Below are 21,277 nucleotides of genomic sequence, written 5' to 3' on the forward strand. Positions count from 1 at the left end.
AATGGGTGTCAGCAGTCACACTAATATCGAACCTCACAGAGTGGCTGCCGCAGATCGAAGGAGAGCCGTATGAACGAAACAGCAATTCGGCTTGTTCGAGAAGCAGTGGTCAGAGCACTGGTGAAAAATCCTGGCGACGTCGAGTTTTATCGTGCTCAGGTGATCGACCCATTGCGTAAGCCCCAGTACAGGCAAGCGCTGCAGCAGGCCATCGAAGAGAGTCGACAGATGCTTGAGGACCGCCGACAGAACGCAAATCAGCACAGTGCCTAGCGCACGACATGGGCCTGCGCCTGCGGGTTCCAAATGAGTTGACCAGCATTGCGCGCTGGGGGCGGGAGAGGGTGCGCTGGTTCATGCTGCTGTCACTCCGGGGCAGGTTTCATGAACACCAGCCAGTGGGTCATTCCCGATCGCCCGCTGACCTGGCCGAAGAGCGGCGCGGCGGGCGCGAGCGCCAGGACCTCTCCGACCTTCACCTGGGTCTCGTTCCACTTGAACACCAGCACGCCGTCTGGCGCGAGGACTCGCCAGCACTCGGCGAGGCCTTGGCGCAGGTCGTCGCGCCAGTCGGTGCCCAGCTTTCCGTACTTGGCTGCCAACCAGCTGCTCGGGCCAGCGCGAACCAGGTGCGGCGGATCAAACGCGATCAGCTTGAATCGGCCGTCGGGGAAGGGCAGCGCGCGGAAGTCGAGTTGCACATCCGGGTTGATCGTCAGCGTGCGCGTGCCCTCTTCGCGGTGGGAGCGGCCGGTGACGACGAGGGTTTCGCTGCGTTGGTCGCCGAAGATGACGCGCGGGTCCGACTTGTCGAACCACATTATTCGACTGCCGCAGCAGGGGTCCAGCACTTGCTGGGTGGTGAGGGTGTTCATGCTGCTGTCACTCCGTAAATCTGTGCCTCATGGGCGAAGTTGGCGCGGGCCAGGGCCTCGGCCAGCGGTGGACAAACGCTGTTTCCGCACATGCGCACCTGTGCGCTTTTGGTGAGCTTTAGACCCTGGCTTTCGTCGTCGCCGATGATGTAGGTGTCAGGGAAGCCCTGGGCCTTGAACAGCTCGCGCGGCGTCAGCATGCGCAGGCCTATGTCCACGATCTGGTAGTCCTGGCCGTGAATGGTCACCAGCCCGAAACGGTCCTTTGTGGTTGCCGTGGGCAGCGGGCCTCCGATCTTCGGGTCCCGGTCGGTGCTGTAGTAGCTGAGCAGGAACGCGCGGACCTCGGCGTGATGCTGGCCGCCAGCGCTGGCGGTGTGCAATGGCCCATCGGTAGCCGCGGCGCTGCTGGTGCCGCGCAGCTTGACCAAGTTACTGGTGACAATGGCGGCGGGCATGCCGGAGGCGGCCACTGTGTTCAGTGGCACTTCGACTTCGCGCATAGCGTGGCTGAATCGTTTCGTTCCGTCCTTGCCTTCGCCGTGTCCCATGTGCACCAGGTGCGCCGACACAAGGCTGTGGTGATCCACTGCGGTCACCGTGCCCATCCCGTCGCTCAGATCGCTGCCGACCACGCCGGTGTAGTGCTTGGCGAGGAAGGCCGCGACGAGCGCATGCTTCACGCTTCCCACTGCGGTTCCGAGCGGCTTTCCGATGTCCAGCGCCCGCGGCGCCTGGCCTTTCCGCTCGCCGTAGCCGGTTTGCATCAATGTGGGCGAGACAAGTGCGAAGTGACCGCCCTTGACCTGGGCGCATTGCGTGCGCATTGGGTCCTCCACGGAAAACACCCGCTGCGTTGAGCTGTTGGCATGCTCTGTCATGAACGGGGCGATGCCGGCGGCATTCCCAGGCACGATGAACGGCTGCTCTGCATTCACCACGTACCGCATGATCCCCTTAGCAATGCGCCGCAGCGTGGCGTCTGCCAGCGGGCGGGCGCGCTCGAAGATGGACGGGCAGGGGATCGACCAATCGATGCACTCGGCGGCCGTGCGCCAGGGCTTCAGCTTGCCGCTGCGCGCCAGCTCGCTGCCTGGTGCTGCATGCGTCACCGGCGGCCGCGCGATGGTGGGCAGCCCGTCGCGACGGCCGACCATGAAGAAGCGTTTGCGGATGGTGGGGGTGCCGTAGTCGCAGGCTTTCAACTCGGCGCATTCGACCGAGTAGTGCATGCCGTCCAGCAGGCGGGCGAATTCGCTTTGGCTCAGCGCCAATGGCCGGGTGCACAGCGCGGCGCGTGCGTCTTCGATCGACTCGTTGCCTTCGCGTTCCGACAGTGGCACGCCCGTGGTGAGCATCTGCTTGAACACGCGGAAGGTCTGGCCCTTCTTGGCTGGATCGGGGCGGGCGTTGCCGTCCTCGTCGATCAGCAGCGGCCCCCAGGTCTGCAACTCTTCTACGTTCTCAAGCATGAAGCCGCGCGGCTTGGTGCGGATGACCCAGCGAACGCCGATCCATGCCAGGCCGCGGATCTCCTTCTCCACGGGCTTGCCGCCCTTGGCCTTGCTGAAGTGCTTGCAATCGGGCGACAGCCACACTAGGCCCACGGGTTGGTTCTGGGTGACTTCGATCGGGTCCACATCCCAAACGCTCTCGCACAGGTGGCGAGTGTGCGGGTGGTTGGCGGCGTGCATCGCCAGTGCCTCGGCGTTGTGGTTTATCGCGATGTCGACCGGGCGCCCGAACGCGGCTTCAAGGCCGGTGCTGGTGCCGCCGCCGCCGGCGAAGTTGTCGATGATGAGCTCGCCCGGGAAGGCCAGCGGCAGGGTGAATGCGTCACGCCGCCAGGGCCAGCGAGCATTGCTGGTCCACGGGCACCTTGACGATGTGGAGGCGGCAATCGCAGCCATCACCGATCCCCTTGATCGGCGCGATGCGCAGATTGAGTACGAGGCAGGCATCTGGGAGCGCGACAACCCATTCGTGCAAGCCATGTGGGCGCAGCTTGGCGGCACGCCCGAGCAGCTGGACGAGCTGTTCCGAATGGCGGTCACGCTTTGACCGGCGCCGCTCCACCCGCACCCGCTACGGCGGGGTTTTTTTCGCCTGCTGAAAGATCCTGACATGGGCACAAATCAACTCGACCCGGTCTCCGTGGCCATCGCCCTTGCCGGCGTGCTGTTTGGCCCGGCGCTGGCCGGCGTCATCGGCCCCTATGCCGTGATCCTCATCAGCTGCACGGTCGGCGCGGGCTGGGCGCTAGGCCGGCGCGACCCCGCGGCGCGGCTGTCTGCCGCCTGGTACTTCCTGCGACTCAACGCTACCGCTGTCCTCGTGACGGTGAGCCTGGCCCAGCTCGCGGGCCGGTGGCTTGGTGGGGATGACCACGCCTGGCTGTTGGCGCCGATCGCGTTGGTGGTCGGTGGCGTGGGCGACGATTGGCCTAGCCTGGGCCGCTGGCTTCTGCAGCACGCCGGCCGCATTCTGGAGCGCCGCGCGGGCGGCGATGGAGGTTCGACATGACATGGCAAACCCATCAACTGCTGGCCGTGCTGAACCTGATCATTTGCGCGGGCATCGCCTGGGCCTGCCTCTGTCGGCTCAACTCCGAGATCTGCCGGCGATTCCGCGCGGCGCGCGCCAAGTATTCGCTGCTCCTGGCCGGCGCGCTGGCCAGCGGCATGCAGCCGGCGCTGTGGGGCTCCTGGCCCACGGTGGGCGGCGTGCTGCTTGCCGGCTGCGTGCTCGCAGGGCTGGCGATCAACGTGGTGCGCTGGTATGGCCAGACCCACCCGATGCGAAGAAAGGACGACGCATGAAAACCGAACTGACCAAGCAACTGCGCCGCGATGAGGGCGAAGTGCTCAACGCCTACACAGACCATCTGGGCTATTTGACGATCGGCGTGGGCCGCATGATCGACAAGCGCAAGGGCGGCGGCATCACAGCCGAGGAATCTGCCTACCTGCTTAGCAATGACATCGACAAGCGCCAGGCCGAGCTACTGCGCCGCGCGCCGTGGATGGCCCAGCTCGACCCGGCGCGGTTCGGCGTCATGCTGAACATGGCGTTCCAGATGGGTGTCGACGGCCTGCTGGGCTTCAAGAATACCCTGGCCATGGTGAAGGCGGGCGACTACGCGGGCGCTGCAGCCGGCATGCTGCACAGCAAGTGGGCCACGCAGACGCCGGCGCGCGCAGCGCCTGTCCGTGCAGATGCGGTCGGGGGTGTGGCAATGATCGGCCAAATCAAAGCCTACGCCTGGCAGCTGCTGGCCGTGCTGCTGCTGGTCAGCCTTGCGGCCAATGGCGTGTTGACCTGGGCCTACCTGGGCCAGCGCGATGCAACGGCGGCCACGCGCACCTCGGTCACCGCTGTGGAGCGTGAGCGCGACGGCGCGCGCGGCGCAGGCCTGCAGCGATGGTGTCGAGGGGCTGGAGAGTGCGGCAGCGCAGCGGCAAGCCCAGGTCGAACCGGCGCGCGCCGCGGCGGCCGCGCACGCTCAGGTGCTGAACCAGCGCGCCGACTACACGTTATCCACGGCGCCGGCCGCGCCCGGCGATGCATGTTCGAGCGCTCAGGCCCTGGGGGCGGCCTGGCTGAAGGGGAGGGCTAAGCCATGAAATTTCGATTTTTCGCAATTTCGCAATTTGTGGCGTTGGCTGGCTTGTTTGCCCTGGTCGGATGCGCAAGCGCGCCCCATGTCGAGATCCAGACGGTCAAGGTGCCCGTGCCCGTGGCGTGCCGCGAGGCAACCCCGGGCCGCCCGAGCATGCCGACTGAGTCCCTGGCCGACGACGCGGACCCCTTCGACTTGCTGCGCGCGTCCCTTGCCGAGATTGACCGGCGCGAGGGCTACGAAATGAAGCTGGTTGCAGCCCTGGAGAACTGCAAGCGACCGCTCATCTCACCGGAGTGACTTGCTGCGCATATGGTATGGCCTGAGCGGCAAAGCCGCTGAATATGCCCTTGGACTGGCCAATACCACCGGCCAACTTGCCTCGAATGCCGGAGTGGTGGGGGAGGCGCTATGCCTCCACCATTCACATGTCAGGCGAACTCGATACCTGTGGCTGCCAGGCCTACGAGGTCGATGCGCATGGCGTTTAGGTCCAGATTGCTTGCGAGCACTGCGAGCTCGCCGCCTGTGACGCCCTGCGCCATCATGTTGACAAACGGTTGCAGCTGCACTGGCGTGGCCGCGCTGCCCACCACGTTGGTCCACAGCAACTGCGTCACCTGACCCGGCGTGGACGCGCCCAGCAATTGCAGGCCCAGTTGCGCCAGGCTTTGCGCGCTGATGCCCGCGTCCAGAGCGCGAATCACTTCGCCCACCAGCGGCTTGTTGTCCAGGAACGCGGCGCCGGCCACCGCGCCTATCAGTTTGGCGGCCTGGCCCGCGTGGCCGTCCAGGTCCAGGGCCAGCTTCGTGTCGCTCAGCGTGAGCCGCTCCACATTCATCAGCTCGAGCATTGCGCCATCGGTCATGCGCTGCAGCGTGTAGCCTGCGTCGCCTGCTTCGATATGCAGCTGCGCAAAGCTGGCCGGGAAGACCACGGTGTCAATGCCCGCGCCGCCGTCGACCGACCAGGCCAGGCCCGGTGTCGGGGTAAAGGTGTTGTCGCCGGCATCGCCCGTGAACGCGGTTGCGCGCTCGGCATCCACGCGGATCGCGCCCGCGCTGCCCATGCCTTCGAGCAGCTGCTGCGCCGTCCTGCCGCCGGCCTGCTGCGGGAACACCAGGGCAAACAGCTCGGCAACTTGAACGGCCGTCTTGCCTTGCAGCGTCTGGATCACCGCGCCTTCGGACGGCGTCGGTTCGCGCCCCATCCATTGCTGGAACAAAAAGGCTGCCACTTCCTCGGCCTCGCTATAGGCCACGGTCAGACTCGGGCCGGTCGCAAAGCGCACCTGCTCCACGTCGACCAGCCAGTCGGAGATGCCACTTACGCCATGGGTCAGCTTGATGCCCGCGCCGTCGAGCGTGATCGTGTAATCGCTGCGCTTGCCTTCCTGGAGGGCGACATCAAAGCCCGTGCCGCCGTTGAGGCGGTCGCTGCCCGAGCCGCCGGACAGCAGGTCGTTGCCCGCGCCGCCAAACACGATGTCGTCACCGGCATCGCCGTAGACCTGGTCGTTTCCGCCCTTGCTGCCGACGGTGTCGTTGCCGTCGCCGCCATGGATGATGTCGTCCTCGGCGCCCAGCACGATGTACTGGGCGGCGCCGTCGCCGCTGGCCGTGTTCTGGCCTGCGCCGCCAATGATACGCACTGCGCCAATCACGGTCACGAAGTCCACGTTGTCGACCTGAATGGCGCTGCCCGAGGGTAGTGCACGGGCGTCGAGAATCACAGCCTGCAGGCCGTCGCCGGGCAGCGCGCTGCCACGCACCACGATTGGCGCGCTGGCGTCGAAGCCAGCGCCCGTGCTCAACGTCAGCGTCTGGATGTGCAGCTTCGTGGTGGGGCTGACTGTGCTATCGAAAGTCCGACCCAGGTTCAACTGTTCGGTGTTGCCGCCGGCGCTCTCGATCCGCGTCAGCAGCTCATTGAGGGCAGCATCACTGCGCAAACCGGTAGCTACGCCTTGGGCCTTTACCGCCACACCTGCCGGCACACCTACCTCGAGAATGCTGCGTCCACCTGCGGTCTTGACGATTGGAATATCTGCCAATCCCGAATCCGGAGTGTTGGGGTCGTCCACTCGAGTGGGTCGAACAATTGGAACGGTGATGATGGTCGTTCCGCCGTCGCCGGTGGTGGTGGTCACGGGCACGCCATCAACCACCGGTTCGGGGGCCGGTGGTGGCGCAGGAGGAGATGGAGGGGGTGGCGTTGGCGTGAGGTTGGTCGCTGGCGCGGCGCCAAAGCTGTCGGCATCGTTGCCTGCTGCGTCCTGGATGGCGTTGGTGTCGTCGCCAACTGTAGGATCTGTGTAGGCGACGGTGACCGCTTGGCCTGCACTGGCTGCTGTAGCTAGAGTCAGGGTAATGGTCTTGGCTGCTGCATTGACCGCTACGCCTGTGACTGCGCCAGGAGTACTGCCGACTTGTACTTCAAAGTTCCCTGCAATAGGCACGTTGACGGGATCCAGGGTCGTGGTTTCCGTGTAGGTCAGGACTAGCTGGGTGCCGTTGACTGTGGCGCTGGAGAAGGCGGGGAACGTCGTGTCGATGGTCATGCCCAGGGGGCTTGAGGCGTCACTGAAGTTGCCCGCAGGATCGCTGGCCTTGGTGGTCAGTGTGTGCGTGCCCTCAGTCAAGGCGATGCTGGTGATAGTCCAGTTGCCAGAGCCGTCGGCGGTATCGGTGCCCAGCACTGTGATGCCATCGGTGTCGTACAGAGTGACCGTGGCTCCAACATCGACCGTGCCGGTGAAGGTGGGCATGGTCTCCGATGTGTTGTTGTCTGCGTCAGAGGCGCCCGAGTCGCTGCCAGCGACCATGTCAGGTGCTGATGGCGCAGCTGGGGCCAGTGTGTCAAACGTAATGGCAGGCGTCGGACTGCCGACACCATCGTTATTGCCTGCAACATCTGCGTAGCTTCCTGCAGGGACTGTGATGGATGCGGATCCGCTGTCGATATCGGCTGTGGGCGTGAAGGTTGCTGTGCGGGTGAGGCCGGAACCAGAGATGGCGCCAAGCGTGCCGCCGATGACGATCACATCGCCAATCGTGCCATCCCAGGTGAACGAAGCTCCGGGATCTTCGCTAAAAGTGAAGGTGATGTTGGCTGTCTCTCCAGCTTTTAGCACCTGCACATCGCTCGTAATGGCCAACGTGGGGGCCGTGGTGTCTATAACGACGCCCACACCGCTAGAAGCCGCACTGACGTTGCCAGCCACATCGGTGGCCTTGGCCGTGAGTGTGTGCGACCCCTGTGCCAATATGCTGCTGGTGATGGCCCAGAGACCATTTGTTGCGACGGCGCTGCCCAGTGAGGTCACTCCATCGGTGTCGTACAACGTGACGGTAGAGCCCACCTCTGCAGTGCCTGTGAAGTTGGGCGTGGTGATGCTGGTGATGCCGTCCACGTTGGAGACGCCCGTATCGCTGGCTAAGTGCAGGCCCGGCGTGCTTGGTGCCGGTGGGGCGGTGGTATCGAGCGAATATGCCTGGCTGGTGCTGGTGCCGACGTTGCCCGCCGCATCGACAACGCGCAGCAGGAATGTGTCGCTGCCAGCCAGCGTAACGCCATTCCAGCTCAGCGTGGTTCCAGAGACCTTGCTGGTGATGTCAGTCCAGGTGCTACCGTTGTCCAGCGATCCATAAACGACGTCAGCGCCTGCCGGGGCAGCGCTCAGTGTCGCCGTGATGGTCTGGGCAGCGGTGCTGGTGACGAGGTCGCTGTTGCTGCTGCCGGTATCCGCCGAAAACCTGATTGTGTCGAAGGTGATGGTCGGGGCCGTGGTGTCGAGCAAGTAGGCCTGCGAAAACACACTCCCGTCATTGCCGGCGGCGTCGGTTACCTTGATTTTCAGGATGCTGCTGGCAGTTAAAGTCTGGTCCGCCAGGGACCAGGCATTGCTACCAACACTTGCCGTAGCTGTCGTCCAGCCGCTGCCATTGTCGAGCGAGACATAGACAATTTCACCGCTGGCAAGATTGGCAGACAAGGTGCCACTGATGGTCTGGGCGGCAGTGCTGGTGTTGAAGTCTGTACTGCTACTGCCGGTATCGGCGCTGAAAGAGGCCGTCGCAACAGTGGTGGTTGGGGCTGTCGTGTCAAACACATACGCCTGCGAATACACGACACCATCATTGCCAGCCTCGTCCTGCACCTTGACACGCAGCGTACTGCTGGCACTCAAGATCTGGCCGGTCAGCGACCAGGCACTGCTGCCAGCGGTTGCCGTGGCGGTCGTCCAGGTGCTGCCATTGTCGAGCGAAACATGCACGCTCTCGCCGCTTACGAGGTTGGCCGAGAGGGTGCCGCTCACAGTCTGCGCTGCCGACTTGGTGATCAGGTCAGTGTTGCTGCTACCGGTATCGGCACTGAAGCCGGCGGTACTGACCGTATTGGTGGGCGCTGTCGTGTCGAGCACGTACTCGTGCGCGTAAGCCGTGCCGCTGCCATCTGCATTGCTAACCCGCGCCAGAAAGGTATTGGTGCCGGACAAGGTCGTCGTCGTGGACCATGAGTTGGAGCCGACGGAATAGAGAGTAGCATCGCTCCAACTGCCGCCGTTGTCGTAGGAAACCTCAACTTTCTCACCGCTCGCGAGGTCGGCTGTGAGCGTACCGCTGATGGTTTGGGATGCAGTGTTGGTGATGAAGTCGGTAAGGCTGCTGCCGGTGTCGGCAGACAGAGCCGCGCTATTTACCATAGTGGTGGGGAGTTCGACCACGTTGGTGACGGTGATCGCCACCGCCCTAGACGCATTCAACGCGCCAGCCCCGCTATCGGTAGCCGTGACGGTGATGTCGTAGACGTTGTCGCCCCCTGCATCACTCGGCACTTCGTAATTCGGCGCGACGTTGAAGCTCACCGCGCCAGTGCTGCTGTTGAGTATGAACAAACTGGCATCGGTGCCGCCCAGGCTGTAGCTCAGTGTTTGGCCTGTATCCGCATCGCTGGCTGTGGCAATGTAAACGATACCCGTGCTGTTCTCGGCAACGGTGGCCGTGGCGCCCGAGGTGATGGCAGGCGTGTCGTTTGCACCGGTGATGTTGACCGTCAGCGTCGCCGTACTGGTGGCTGCGGCATTGTCGGTCGCTGTGACGGTGAAGGTTTCATTCTGCGCGCTGCTGCTTGCGTTGATCGCCGTGGCGTTGGGCACATAGACGTAGCTGCCATCGCTACTCTTTACATAGAGCGTGCCATAGGTGCCGGCCCGGGAAACGTCGTAAAGCGTCCCGCTGATATCGGTGGTGCCGCCCGCGGTGCCCCCGGAGATGCCGTAAGAAGCAATAGGGCTGATGGTTACTGCAGAAGAACTTGCGGTCAATGTTCCGGTTTGGTTTGAGAACGTGTTGTCTGCAGCGGTGTCGGTGTAGGTGATGGCGCTCGGCGTGGTTAGCGTGGGCGGGGCTTTCACGTCGGTGATGATCAAATCTTGGAAGAGTGCGTAATTCTCGGAGGAAAACGTAACGAAGGTGACATCATTGAAGTCTGTCAGGCTGGACAGGTTTTTTTCCGTGTCGATAGCGCCAAGATTGAAGTCCTTGTAACTCGCCATCCCGTTGTAATAAACCCGAATGAGGCCCGTAGAGGCCGATGCCGCGAAACCGGTAAGATCAAAGGTATAGCCGTTTTCGACGGTTATCGTGAAATCGACGCCGCCGCCCGCATTGCGTGCGGATAGTGCATAAACCCCGGCAAAACCGTCGCCGGGGATACCGTTCATGGTCTGGATGTCGAAATATGATCCGGGGTAGGCACTTGATCCGCTTGCGAAAGTGAAGGTTGCGCCATCGATGGTCTTGGCGAAGGACGTTGCACCGCTTTCAATGTTCAGGTCTTCGGTTGATCCTTCGACAAAAACCACGGTAGCCAGCAGACCGCTGAATCCCGCCACGCCTCTATCATCCAGCATGGCGGAGGCATCAATCTGGCCGGTTTCCTTTTCCAGCACCCAATCGCCGCCCTTGGCCGCCGCGCCGGTCAAATCGGTCGAAGCCGCGACATCCGCCCCCGTCGCCTGCGCAAGTTCGGCGATGAAGGCCGCCCCATCCGTTCCCTGCGCGATGTCGCATCCGTAGAGCAGCAGGTCGCCGCCCTCGCTCAGGGAGCGCCCGATCGTGGCCAGATCGGCTTGACGGCTTTGCAGCGTGTTCTTATCGAGTGTCAGCGTCCCCAGTTGCACCGACGCGTCCGACCCATGAGAGAAGAGGTGAATAGCGTCTATGCCGCTTCTTCCAGCCAAAATTTCTGCCATTTGCGCCAATCCATCGCCCGCAGCATCGAGGATGTAAACTTCGACTCCTTCTTGCAGTCCGGCGATGAGCTGGGAGTAATCGGCAACGTTGTTTTCGATGAAGACGATTTCGTTTTGTAGTGATTCTCTCGCAGTGATTTCGGACGCTGGAAAACTGACTGACGACATGTTTACACCTAGTCTTTGAGGGAACGGTTTTATCCAGGTCGGGATTAGCGATAGCGCATCCCGTGCATTGTGATTTCTGCACTGCGTATGATAGTTCTGAGTTGGCGACGAAGTCATGCTTTTTGCGGAGCGAGCCTCGCGAGTGTTCTTGCGAAAACACCTTAAAGCAGTACTAAGATCAGCTCTAGTGCTCTGGCCCTGATCGGCCATCTGAATCGCCCCGGCTTTTCTAGACACTGTTGAGCGGTTGGGAATGTCGCTGTTCGAACTCTGCAGGAGATAGCCCTGCTGCTGACGAATGACGGCGCTGCTAGTTGTAGAACATCTCGATGTAGTTGAAGGCATCCGCTCGTGCGTCGCTTCGGGACGCATAGATCCGACGACGGATGCGCTCGCGTTTGAGCAGTTGAAAAAAATTCTCGGCCAGAGCGTTATCGTGGCAGTTGCCACGCCGACTCATGCTGCTGACCAGATTGTGGTCATTCAGGAAGATCTGACACTCGTGGCCGGTAAATCGACAGCCCTGGTCGGAGTGAACCAGAAGAGGCGCCTGCGGCTGGCGGCGCCAAGGCGCCATCAGCAGGGCATCAAGGACCAGTCTGGTGTCGATGCGGCTACTCATGGACGCTCCCAAGACCTGCCTGGAGAACAGGTCAACGACGACTCCCAGGTTGAGCCAGCCTTCGTGGGTTCGGATGTAGCTGATGTCGGTGACCCACGACTGGGTTGGGTTCTGCCACAGTGAACTGACGCTGCTGGTGATTTGGCGCGACCATTGCAGACTTGCCGACTGACATCCCCGGCGTGCAGCCGTAGCTTGATCCACTTGTACAGGCTGTGGTGGCTCACGCAGATCCGGGCAGATACATCGGCCGCCCTATGGCCCCGCTACGTGATGTGCTTGACGGCTTCGATCTTGAATTCTAAAGGGTATGGCTGCTTGTTTGTCATGGCACCTCCTGTTGGGTCTCAGGTTTGAGGCTCGAAGATGTCTAGTGCAGCCGGGGCGATTCAGTTAAATGCGTCCTGTGAGCCATTACAGCTTGCCGCGGACAGGCACGTGAAAGCGGCGTAGCTTTTGGCGTAGTTTCAACCAAAAATGCCCATACTCTATATAGTGAACATTGCCATCCAGTATGACAATGTTCATGACGGGCTCCCAGCTCGTGGGCTTTGGGTAGGTGGAGGCAGCTTGCCTGTGCGTGGCAGGCGTGCCTGGGGCAGGATAGAGGGCGGTGGAAAGCTTCGCCCGCTTTCCACCATGCTTGCGCCAGGCAGGCCTCAGGTATTCACCATTGTCCCGCATGCACAAACGTGCATACATGGGTGATAGAGGGCGAGCGGCGCGAATACCGAGTTTGATTGTTACAGATTACATTGGTATGTATCAAGACGTATATCCTGCAAGGAATATACGGCCGGCGCGCGCCGTGGCTGCGATCAGATCAGGGCTCGGTGCCGTACTGGCTGCGAAAGGCAGCGTCGAGGTCGGCGCAGTCCTTGGGCGTCAGGTCGGGACGCTTGCGGTCTTCGGGCGCGCGCGCGACCTCCTTGTTGCAGACCTTGATGGCTTCGCGCGCCACCCACTGGTTGCTGCTTTCGGGCGTGGACAACAGCTGGCCGACGACCATCAGTACCGCAAACGCGCCCACGGGCAGGCCTATGAGCCAAGGCACCAGACGGCTGCGCGGCGCGGGCGCAACCGCCTGTGCACCCGCAGTCGAAGCGGCAGAGGAGGGCATTTTTCCGCACCCGGCGCAAGGCGAGATGCTATCGGTCAGCGTATGACCGCAGAAAGGGCATGAAAGGGTGGACATGGCCCATTATCGGCCGAGGCGGTCGGCATGCCCACCCGGGCACAGGCCCTGCGCGTCAACCGGCGGCATGCACATGCTTGCGGCGGTTGGTCCAGGAGTCGACGATCAGTCGCTGGCCCATCTCGTTGGCGCAGCGCAGGTGCAACAAGATGCTGCCGCCTTTGCCGTCATAGCGTACGCCTGAAGAGGCCAGTGGCTGGCCGCAGGAAAAGCAGGCAAAACCGTGCTCATGGCTTTCCAGAGGCAGGTCGACGATGCATGTCATATCAGCGATGTAGGTCATGTGCTGGATATCGGCCATTGCCGCGTCGACTGTAGGACAACCTGTGATCGCGTGTCACACCCTGCATCGCGGCGCTTGCATGCCTCGTTGGAGCCTGCTCGCCGGCACCGCGCCGGGCCCATCATCCATAGGGTCACTTGCTGCCGCGCTGTGCAGCGGCGTGTGCGCCGATAGAATTGACCCGGGACAATGCGCCGCGGTCTGCAGACCGCCTTGACAGCCCTGCGAGGAGGTGTCGTGCATGCTCTCTTCCCGGCCCTGGCGCCGCGCTCGTACCTCGCGCAGGCAGCGCGGGTTTTTTTATTAAGAGCGTTCAGATATTTCAGACAATCTTGAAATGGTGGCGGCCTTGCCGGTCGCGGCCCGGCGCACGTGACAACAACGAGTGATGACTAGCCAGCCCCTTTACGATTTGCAACCCCTGCTGCATCTGATGCTGATCGGCGCGGTGATCGCGCTGGCTCCGCTGGCCTGGGTCTGGTTCCGCAATCGCCAGCATGGCCCGGCCGAGCGTCTGCTTGCGCTGAGCGTGTTCACACTGTTCCTGACCTTCGATCTGGTGATGTTCGGCGCGTTCACGCGGCTCACCGACTCGGGCCTGGGCTGCCCTGACTGGCCGGGCTGCTACGGCAACGCGAGTCCGTTGGGCGCGCACCTGGAAATCACCGCGGCCCAGACCGCCATGCCTACCGGCCCCGTGACCCATGGCAAGGCCTGGGTCGAAATGATCCACCGCTATCTGGCCACGGGCGTGGGCGTGCTGATCATTGCGCTGACGCTGATGAGCTGGCGCCTGGCGCGCAAGCAGCCGCTGTCTGCGGGGCGCAGCCCCTGGTGGCCCACGGCCAGCCTGGTCTGGGTCTGCATCCAGGGCGCGTTCGGCGCGCTGACCGTGACCGAGAAACTGTTTCCCGCGATCGTGACGCTGCATCTGCTGGGCGGCACGGTGCTGCTGGCGTTGCTGTGCGTGCCCGCTGTCGCCCATGGCCTGGCCGTGCAAGGCCGCGAGCCCGAAGTGCTCACACCCTGGCTGCGCCGCGCGCTGGTGGTCGGCCTGGCGCTGGTGACGCTGCAGGTCGCGCTCGGCGGCTGGGTCAGCACCAACTATGCGGTGCTGGCCTGCACCACGTTCCCGACCTGCCAGGGCAGCTGGTGGCCGGCCATGAATTTCTCCCAGGCTTTCGAGATCTGGCGCCCGCTGGGCATGCTGCAGGATGGCAGCCACCTCGATTTCGAAGCCTTGACCGCCATCCATTACCTGCACCGGCTCGCGGCCTATGTGGTCGCCGCGGCGCTGGTCGCGCTGCTGCTGGCATTGCGCCGCGCCCAGGCGCTCGCGCGCCAGCGCCGCTGGCTCGCCGGGCTGCTGCTGCTGCAGGTGATGACCGGACTGTCGAACGTCCTATTTGACTGGCCGCTGATTGCCGCTGTACTGCACACTGGAGGCGCCGCGGCGCTGGTGGGCGTACTGGTCTGGAGTCTCGCCAGCAGCTCTTCTTCGCGCGCCGAAATGGATCGTCGCCGCCTCCTCTCCAAGAAAGCCATCGCTCGCGCATGACTACCGACACCCTGTCCTCCGCTTCACGGATCGCCCAGTTCTATGCCTTGACCAAGCCGCGCGTGGTGCAGCTGATTGTCTTTTGCGCGCTGATCGGCATGGTGCTGGCCGTGCCCGGCTGGCCTTCGGGCGCGCAGTGGTTGCAGATGGCCGTGTCCTGCGCCGGCATCTGGCTGGTCGCGGCCGCGGCCGCGGCATTCAATTGCCTGGTCGAAAAGCACATCGACGCGCGCATGCAGCGCACGTCATGGCGGCCCACGGCGCGCGGCGAGCTGTCGAGCTCGCAGGCGCTGGTGTTTTCGGCGGCGCTGTGCAGCCTCGGTTCTGCCATCCTGTTCGTTGGCACCAATCCGCTGACGATGTGGCTCACGCTCGCGACCTTCGTCGGCTATGCGGTGATCTATACCGTGGTGCTCAAGCCGCGCACGCCGCAGAACATCGTGATCGGCGGCGCCTCGGGCGCGATGCCGCCCGTGCTGGGCTGGGCCGCGATGACCGGCCAGGTCGGCCCCGAAGCGCTGATCCTGTTCCTGATCATCTTCCTCTGGACGCCGCCGCATTTCTGGGCGCTGGCGCTGTACCGCGTAGAGGACTACCGCAAGTCGGGCCTGCCCATGCTGCCGGTGACGCACGGCAGCGAGTACACGCGGCTGCAGATCCTGCTCTACACGGTAGTGCTGTTCGCGGCCTGCCTGCTGCCGTTCATCTACGGCATGAGCTCCTGGCTCTACCTGTTCGCCGCCGTGGTGCTGGGCGCGGGCTTTTGCGCCTATGCCTGGCGCCTGCGCCGCAACTATTCCGATGCGCTGGCCTGGCGCACGTTCCGCTTCTCGCTGGTGCATCTGAGCCTGCTGTTCGCGGCGCTGCTGGTCGACCACTACCTGTTCTTCTGACCCGGTAAGGGCCGTATCGGCCCTTACTTCACCTGGCGCTTTTCCAGCTTGCGCGCCAGCGTGCGTCGGTGCATGCCCAGGCGGCGCGCGGCTTCGGAGATGTTGAAGCCGCTTTCGGCCAGGGTCTCGTGGATATGCTCCCACTCGACGGTCTTGATCGAGCTGGTCTGCTGGGTCAGCTCGACTTCGGTGTCGCCCGCGATGCGTCCGAACGCCGCTTCGATGTCATCGGTGTTCGAGGGCTTGGCCAGATAGTGGCAGGCGCCGAGCTTGACGGCTTCGACGGCCGTTGCAATGCTCGCATAGCCCGTCAGCACCACGATCAGCGCCTGCGGGTTGTGCTCGTGCAGCATCTGTATGCAGTTGAGCCCCGAGGCATTGCCCGCAAGCTTCAGATCCATCACGGCATAGCCGGGACTGTGCTCCTGCAGCAGGAGCTTGACTTCGTCGGCGCTGGCCGCGCTCAGCACCTGATAGCCGCGGCGCTCGAAGGAGCGCGCGAGCGTGCGGGCAAACGCGGCATCGTCTTCAACCAGCAGCAGCAGGCGTGGTTCCATGGTCGGTATCTCCTAACGTGATGGATGACAGCGGAAACTGGATACGCACTTCGGCGCCGCCGTCGTCGCGGTTGCGCGCCGACGCCGTGCCATCGAGCGAGCGCGCGACATTGGTCACCAGGAACAGTCCCACTCCGCGGCCCGCGCGATCCGTCTTGTTCGATTGCTGGTACTTGCCGAAGTTGCGCAATATTTCGGGCGCGAAGCCCGTGCCGCGGTCGAGCACGGTGATCACCAGCTGATCGTCCTCGCGGCGCAGGCGCAGCTCGACTTCGTCGGCCGAAGCCTCGAGCGCATTGTCGAGCACGTTGCAGATCATCTGCTGCAGCGCGGTATCGGAGATGATCGCCAGGTCCTGGGCAATGCCATTGTGATAGCGAAAGCGCCCCGGATGATGGGTTTCCTGCCACTGCGCGATCAGCCGGTCCATGAAGCGGAACAGCGTGGTCGGTTTGGGCGCGTCGGCGCGCGCTTCGCCGGCCGACAGCAGCACGTTGGTCACTATGCTCTTGCAGCGCAGCAGTTGCTGGCGCATCTCGTCGAGGTCCTGCAGCAGCTCGGGCTGGCGCGCGATTTCGGGAATGCGCTGCCAGTCGCCCAGGATCACCGACATGGTCGCCAGAGGCGTGCCCAGTTCATGCGCGGCGCCCGTGGCCAGCAGGCCCATGCGCACGATATGCTCCTCTTCGCTCGCGCGCTGGCGCATGTCGGCCAGGCGTGAGTCGCGCCGGCGCAGATTGCCGACGATGCGCGTGAGGAAGATCACCAGCAGCACCGTGGTCAGCACGAAGCAGGTCAGCAGGCCTATGACGTAGAGATTGTTGTCGGGCTGCACGGCCAGCGGCCGCGACGAGCCCGCCAGATCGATCACGCACAGCGAGGTGATGGCCGCGATCACCCAGGTGTAGGCCGGCGACAGCAGCACCGCGCTCAGGATGGCCTGCAGCAGGAACAGATAGATGAAGGGATTGCTCGCGCCGCCGCTCAGATACAGCTGCACTGCGAGCGCGGCCACGTCGGCGAGCAAGGCGCAGAACAGTCCGACGCTGGTCACATTGCGCCGGCGCCATTTGAACCAGTAGAGATAGCCGAGGTTGGTGACGATCAGCGCCATCAGCACGGCCGTCATTTCGGGCAGCGGCAGCGGAATGCCCAGGCCGTAATGCACGACGGCGATCGTGATCACCTGACCCACCACCGCCAGCCAGCGCAGCTGTATCAACAGCTGCATGTTCTTGCGTTCGGTGGTGAGGTCTACCTGGGAAAGAGGGTCCGCAGAGCGGGGGCGATGAGGGCGATTCACCGCAGCGATTTTGCCGCAAGCGGTGAATCGCCCGGCCTACAAGGTCTTGTGCGCGCCGCGGCGCTTTTCCCAGCGCACCACGACCACGGCGGCGACCAGCACCATCAAGGCCATGCCGTACCAGGTCAGCGCGTAGACCAGATGGCTGTTGTGGAACGTGATCACCGTCATGCCTGGACGCGGCCAGACCGCGTGGGCCGCGGGCGTGCCGGGGCTGTCCATGCCCGCGCTGTCCATCGCGCCGCGGGCCAGGTTGGGTCGGCCTTCATCGATGAAGTAGGGCGCGGGCCGGTCCAGGCCCTGGGCCGCGGCGATGGCCGCGACGTCGCGCGAATACCAGCGCTGCTGCTGGGCATCGTTGTCGCGCAGGAAGCCGCCGCCGGGCTCGGTCATGCGCAGCAGGCCGGTGATGGTCTGCTGCGGCGATTCGGACGCCGACGCGCCGCTTTCGGGCAGCCAGGCCTGGCGCTCGCTCGCAGGCACGAAGCCGCGGTTGACCAGCGTCTGGCTGCCATCGGCAGCCTGCAGCGGCGTGATCACCCAGAAGCCCGAGCCGAGTTCGGTCGCTGCCTGGGCCAGCACGGTCTTGTGCTGCAGGAAGCGTCCGGACAGGGTGACGGGCAGGTATTCGTATTGCGTGGCATCGACCTGCGGCCATTGCGCCGGGCCGGGCGCGGCCACGGGCGCCGAGCGCACGCGTTCGGTCACGCGCTCGATCAGCGCGAGCTTCCAGGCGCGGCGCTGCAGCTGCCAGCTGCCCAGGCCCACAAACGAAACAAACAAGGCCACACCCAACAATGCGAGCATGGCCTTGAGCAGAACAGAACGCGGGCCCGCAGGCCCGGCGTTCAGCGCATGGTGACGAGTGGAGGTCAAGACTGCGGAGCAGTAACGGCCGCCGGCGCGTCGTGGTGCGGCATCATGTTGGCGTTCATGTGGAACATGACCCAGAGCGTTCCCGACAGCGCAATCACGACGAAGATCACGGTGAAGATCGTCGACAGCAGCGTCCAGCCGGCTTCGACCTTGCTGTTCATGTGCAGGAAGTAGTACATGTGGACCAGGATCTGGATGATCGCGAACGCGCCCAGCACCAGCACCGCAGTGCTGCGGCCTTCGATGACCTTGGCCATGATCAGCCAGAACGGAATCGCGGTCAGGATGATCGACAGCACGAAGCCCGTCATGTAGCCGGAGAAGGTGCTGTGCGGGCCGGCGTCGTGGTGGTCGTCATGCGCATCGTGCGCATGGCCGGCATGGATGTCGTGTGCGCTCATTACAGCACTCCCATCAGGTAGACAAAGGTGAAGACGCCGATCCAGACCACGTCCAGAAAGTGCCAGAACATCGACAGGCACATCAGGCGGCGGTTGTTCTCGTGCGTCAGACCATGCTTGTTGATCTGCAGCATCAGCACGACCAGCCAGATCAGGCCGAACGTCACGTGCAGGCCGTGCGTGCCGACCAGCGTGAAGAACGACGACAGGAAGGCGCTGCGGCCCGGGCCCGCGCCTTCGTGCAGCAGGTGCGAGAACTCATAGAGTTCCAGACCCAGGAAGCCCAGGCCCAGCACGCCGGTGATGGCCAGCCAGCCCAGCGTGGCCGAGACCTTGCCCTGCTGCTTCTTGAGCATCGCGAAGCCGAAGGTGATCGACGACAGCAGCAGGAAAGCCGTGTTCATCGCCACCAGCGGCAGGTCGAACAGGTCGGCGCCGGTCGGGCCGGCGGCGTAGCTGCGACCCAGCACGCCGTAGGTGGCGAACAGGGCGGCGAAGATGAGGCAATCGCTCATCAGGTAGAGCCAGAAGCCCAGCGCCGTGCCGTTGGCCACGTGCGGTTCCTCGGCCAGGTGGTAGTCGCGGGGTTCAATGGCGCCAGCGGCGCCAGCGTTCATGCGGAGTTCAGACATTGCGGGCAAGCAGTTCAGTGCGGGCATCTTCAGTCGCAGCAACTTCGGATGCTGGAATGTAGAAATCGCGCTTGTAGTTGAAGGTATGGATGATCGAGATCAGCACCACGGCGGCGAACGACACGGCCGCGACCAGCCACATGTGCCAGATCATCGCGAAGCCGAACAGCGTGGCAACCATGGCGATCACGAAGCCTGCACCCGTGTTCTTGGGCATGTGCAGCGCCTTGAAGCCGGCCAGCGGACGCTTGTAGCCATGCTTCTTCATGTCCCACCAGGCATCGATTTCGTAGACCTTGGGGGTCATGGCGAAGTTGTAGTCAGGCGTGGGCGAAGCGGTCGACCATTCCAGCGTACGGCCATCCCATGGGTCGCCGGTGACGTCGCGCAGGGCTTCACGGTTGCGGAAGCTGACCCACAGTTGCATCAGGAATGCAGCGATACCCGCGGCCACGATCATCACGCCGACGAACGAGATGTACAGCCAGATGTTGTACGAAGCGTCCTCGAACACGTTGACGCGGCGCGTCGCGCCCATCAGGCCCAGAACGTACAGCGGAGTGAACGTGACCCAGAAGCCGACCAGCCAGCACCAGAAGCAGACCTTGCCCCAGAACTCGTCGAGCTTGAAGCCGAAAGCCTTGGGGAACCAGTAGTTGATGGCCGCGAACAGGCCGAACACCACGCCGCCGATGATGACGTTGTGGAAGTGGGCGATCAGGAACAGGCTGTTGTGCAGCACGAAGTCGGCAGGAGGAACGGCCAGCAGAACGCCGGTCATGCCGCCCACGGCGAACGTTGCCATGAAGCCCACGGTCCACATCATGGGGACAGTGAAGCGGATGCGGCCCTTGTACATGGTGAACAGCCAGTTGAAGATCTTCGCCCCGGTAGGGATGGAGATGATCATCGTGGTGATGCCGAAGAACGAGTTGACACTCGCGCCCGAGCCCATGGTGAAGAAATGGTGCAGCCAGACCAGGTAGGACAGGATGGTGATCGCGACCGTGGCGTACACCATCGAGGTGTAGCCGAACAGGCGCTTGCGGCTGAACGTGGCGGTGATTTCGGAGAACACGCCGAAGGCCGGCAGGATCAGGATGTACACCTCGGGGTGGCCCCAGATCCAGATCAGGTTCACGTACAGCATGGCGTTGCCGCCCATGTCGTTGGTGAAGAAGTGCGTGCCCAGGTAGCGGTCCAGCGACAGCAGCAGCAGCGTGGCCGTCAGCACGGGGAACGAGGCGACGATCAGCGCGTTGGTGCACAGCGAGGTCCAGACGAACACCGGCATCTTCATCATCGTCATGCCGGGAGCGCGCATCTTGATGATGGTCACCAGCAGGTTGATACCCGACAGCGTGGTGCCCACGCCCGCGATCTGCAGTGACCAGATGTAGTAGTCGAGACCGACGCCCTCGGGGTTGTGGCCGAGGTTGGACAGCGCGAGCCAGCCCGACGTCGAGAACTCACCGATGAACAGCGACACCATCACCAGGATGGCACCGGCGGTCGTCATCCAGAAGCTGAAGTTGTTCAGGAACGGGAAGGCCACGTCGCGCGCGCCGATCTGCAGCGGCACGACGTAGTTCATCAGGCCCGTGACCAAAGCCATGGCCACGAAGAAGATCATGATGGTGCCGTGGGCCGTGAAGATCTGGTCGTAATGGTGCGGCGGCAGGAAGCCCAGGCCGTCCACCGTGGCCATGGCCTGCTGCGCACGCATCATCAGCGCGTCGGCGAAGCCGCGCAGCAGCATGACGATGCCCAGGATCATGTACATGATCCCGATCTTCTTGTGGTCGATGCTGCAGATCCAGTCGCGCCACAGCGGGCCCCAGAGCTTGAAGCGGGTCAAAAGGGCGAGCACCGCCAGGCCGCCGAGGATCACTCCCGCGAAGGTGGCGAGAAGAATCGGCTCGTGCAGCGGTATCGATTCCCAGCTCAACCGTCCGAAGATCAGTCGGGCTGTATCAAATTGGTCAGACATAAAGGGTCTCTTGTGAGGTGGACAGCAGGCCGGGCAGGCCGGCTATCC

19 protein-coding genes and 1 pseudogene are annotated in these 21,277 nt (G+C 63.5%); 8 read left to right on the forward strand and 12 right to left on the reverse strand.

The genetic code is table 11. From position 1 onward, the window contains the following. Nucleotides 1-69 precede the first annotated feature (69 nt). Nucleotides 70-273, forward strand: coding sequence for a hypothetical protein (locus tag ACSVDO_RS10285; protein ID WP_489596288.1), 204 nt, complete (start codon nucleotides 70-72; stop codon nucleotides 271-273). A gap of 92 nt (nucleotides 274-365) precedes the next feature. Here the strand turns inward: ACSVDO_RS10285 and ACSVDO_RS10290 are convergent, their stop codons facing one another. Together ACSVDO_RS10290 and ACSVDO_RS10295 are read right to left on the reverse strand one after the other, a co-directional pair. Beyond that, on the reverse strand, nucleotides 366-875 hold the full coding sequence (locus ACSVDO_RS10290) for a class I SAM-dependent methyltransferase (RefSeq protein ID WP_489596290.1): 510 nt from the start codon (nucleotides 873-875) through the stop codon (nucleotides 366-368). After that, nucleotides 872-2,785, reverse strand: coding sequence for a DNA cytosine methyltransferase (locus ACSVDO_RS10295; RefSeq protein WP_489596292.1), 1,914 nt, complete (start codon nucleotides 2,783-2,785; stop codon nucleotides 872-874). The genes ACSVDO_RS10290 and ACSVDO_RS10295 overlap by 4 nt, the downstream gene beginning before the upstream one ends. Between ACSVDO_RS10295 and ACSVDO_RS10300 the strand changes: the two genes are divergently transcribed. The 5 genes from ACSVDO_RS10300 (at nucleotide 2,763) to ACSVDO_RS10320 (ending at nucleotide 4,794) form a co-directional block, all read left to right on the forward strand. Next, complete coding sequence (locus ACSVDO_RS10300) at nucleotides 2,763-2,936, forward strand: hypothetical protein (RefSeq protein ID WP_489596294.1); 174 nt, start codon at nucleotides 2,763-2,765, stop codon at nucleotides 2,934-2,936. The two genes, ACSVDO_RS10295 and ACSVDO_RS10300, sit on opposite strands and share 23 nt — an antisense overlap. A gap of 63 nt (nucleotides 2,937-2,999) precedes the next feature. Continuing rightward, nucleotides 3,000-3,398: a hypothetical protein gene (locus ACSVDO_RS10305; RefSeq protein WP_489596296.1), complete on the forward strand. Its 399-nt coding sequence runs from the start codon at nucleotides 3,000-3,002 to the stop codon at nucleotides 3,396-3,398. Next, the gene (locus ACSVDO_RS10310) at nucleotides 3,395-3,694 is read left to right on the forward strand and encodes a hypothetical protein (protein ID WP_489596297.1); all 300 of its coding nucleotides are present in this window, start codon (nucleotides 3,395-3,397) and stop codon (nucleotides 3,692-3,694) included. Before ACSVDO_RS10305 ends, ACSVDO_RS10310 begins: the two co-directional genes overlap by 4 nt. Then, entirely contained in the window at nucleotides 3,691-4,491 is an 801-nt protein-coding gene (locus ACSVDO_RS10315; RefSeq protein ID WP_489596299.1) for a glycoside hydrolase family protein, read from the forward strand. The genes ACSVDO_RS10310 and ACSVDO_RS10315 overlap by 4 nt, the downstream gene beginning before the upstream one ends. A 3-nt stretch (nucleotides 4,492-4,494) precedes the next feature. After that, on the forward strand, nucleotides 4,495-4,794 hold the full coding sequence (locus ACSVDO_RS10320) for a hypothetical protein (RefSeq protein WP_489596301.1): 300 nt from the start codon (nucleotides 4,495-4,497) through the stop codon (nucleotides 4,792-4,794). Nucleotides 4,795-4,925: 131 nt separating this feature from the next. On the opposite strand, the gene ACSVDO_RS10325 is transcribed toward ACSVDO_RS10320, so the two are convergent. From ACSVDO_RS10325 to ACSVDO_RS10340, 4 genes and pseudogenes are all read right to left on the reverse strand, one after another. Then, nucleotides 4,926-10,919: a DUF4347 domain-containing protein gene (locus tag ACSVDO_RS10325; RefSeq protein ID WP_489596303.1), complete on the reverse strand. Its 5,994-nt coding sequence runs from the start codon at nucleotides 10,917-10,919 to the stop codon at nucleotides 4,926-4,928. Nucleotides 10,920-11,148: 229 nt separating this feature from the next. Next, nucleotides 11,149-11,722: pseudogene (locus ACSVDO_RS10330) on the reverse strand (IS3 family transposase); the annotation flags it as partial. 642 nt (nucleotides 11,723-12,364) lie between these two features. Next, nucleotides 12,365-12,661: a hypothetical protein gene (locus ACSVDO_RS10335; RefSeq protein WP_332539616.1), complete on the reverse strand. Its 297-nt coding sequence runs from the start codon at nucleotides 12,659-12,661 to the stop codon at nucleotides 12,365-12,367. A 130-nt stretch (nucleotides 12,662-12,791) separates the two neighbouring features. Further along, complete coding sequence (locus ACSVDO_RS10340) at nucleotides 12,792-13,037, reverse strand: hypothetical protein (protein ID WP_332539615.1); 246 nt, start codon at nucleotides 13,035-13,037, stop codon at nucleotides 12,792-12,794. A 370-nt stretch (nucleotides 13,038-13,407) separates the two neighbouring features. On the opposite strand from ACSVDO_RS10340, the gene ACSVDO_RS10345 reads away from it, so the two are divergent. Both ACSVDO_RS10345 and cyoE read left to right on the forward strand, forming a co-directional pair. Beyond that, on the forward strand, nucleotides 13,408-14,577 hold the full coding sequence (locus ACSVDO_RS10345) for a COX15/CtaA family protein (protein ID WP_332539614.1): 1,170 nt from the start codon (nucleotides 13,408-13,410) through the stop codon (nucleotides 14,575-14,577). Then, complete coding sequence (gene cyoE, locus ACSVDO_RS10350) at nucleotides 14,574-15,470, forward strand: heme o synthase (protein WP_332539613.1); 897 nt, start codon at nucleotides 14,574-14,576, stop codon at nucleotides 15,468-15,470. The genes ACSVDO_RS10345 and cyoE overlap by 4 nt, the downstream gene beginning before the upstream one ends. 23 nt (nucleotides 15,471-15,493) lie before the next feature. Here the strand turns inward: cyoE and ACSVDO_RS10355 are convergent, their stop codons facing one another. From ACSVDO_RS10355 to cyoB, 6 genes are all read right to left on the reverse strand, one after another. Continuing rightward, nucleotides 15,494-16,027: a response regulator transcription factor gene (locus tag ACSVDO_RS10355; RefSeq protein ID WP_332539612.1), complete on the reverse strand. Its 534-nt coding sequence runs from the start codon at nucleotides 16,025-16,027 to the stop codon at nucleotides 15,494-15,496. After that, nucleotides 15,999-17,258: an ATP-binding protein gene (locus ACSVDO_RS10360; RefSeq protein ID WP_332539611.1), complete on the reverse strand. Its 1,260-nt coding sequence runs from the start codon at nucleotides 17,256-17,258 to the stop codon at nucleotides 15,999-16,001. The genes ACSVDO_RS10355 and ACSVDO_RS10360 overlap by 29 nt, the downstream gene beginning before the upstream one ends. A 108-nt stretch (nucleotides 17,259-17,366) precedes the next feature. After that, complete coding sequence (locus tag ACSVDO_RS10365) at nucleotides 17,367-18,137, reverse strand: SURF1 family protein (protein ID WP_489596382.1); 771 nt, start codon at nucleotides 18,135-18,137, stop codon at nucleotides 17,367-17,369. A 65-nt stretch (nucleotides 18,138-18,202) separates the two neighbouring features. Then, complete coding sequence (gene cyoD, locus ACSVDO_RS10370) at nucleotides 18,203-18,607, reverse strand: cytochrome o ubiquinol oxidase subunit IV (RefSeq protein ID WP_332539609.1); 405 nt, start codon at nucleotides 18,605-18,607, stop codon at nucleotides 18,203-18,205. After that, the gene (gene cyoC, locus ACSVDO_RS10375) at nucleotides 18,607-19,239 is read right to left on the reverse strand and encodes a cytochrome o ubiquinol oxidase subunit III (RefSeq protein ID WP_332539608.1); all 633 of its coding nucleotides are present in this window, start codon (nucleotides 19,237-19,239) and stop codon (nucleotides 18,607-18,609) included. Before cyoC ends, cyoD begins: the two co-directional genes overlap by 1 nt. Continuing rightward, the gene (gene cyoB, locus ACSVDO_RS10380) at nucleotides 19,232-21,229 is read right to left on the reverse strand and encodes a cytochrome o ubiquinol oxidase subunit I (protein WP_332539607.1); all 1,998 of its coding nucleotides are present in this window, start codon (nucleotides 21,227-21,229) and stop codon (nucleotides 19,232-19,234) included. The genes cyoC and cyoB overlap by 8 nt, the downstream gene beginning before the upstream one ends. Between the last annotated feature and the right edge of the window lie 48 nt (nucleotides 21,230-21,277).

This window comes from Comamonas sp. DB36, from assembly GCF_057914905.1.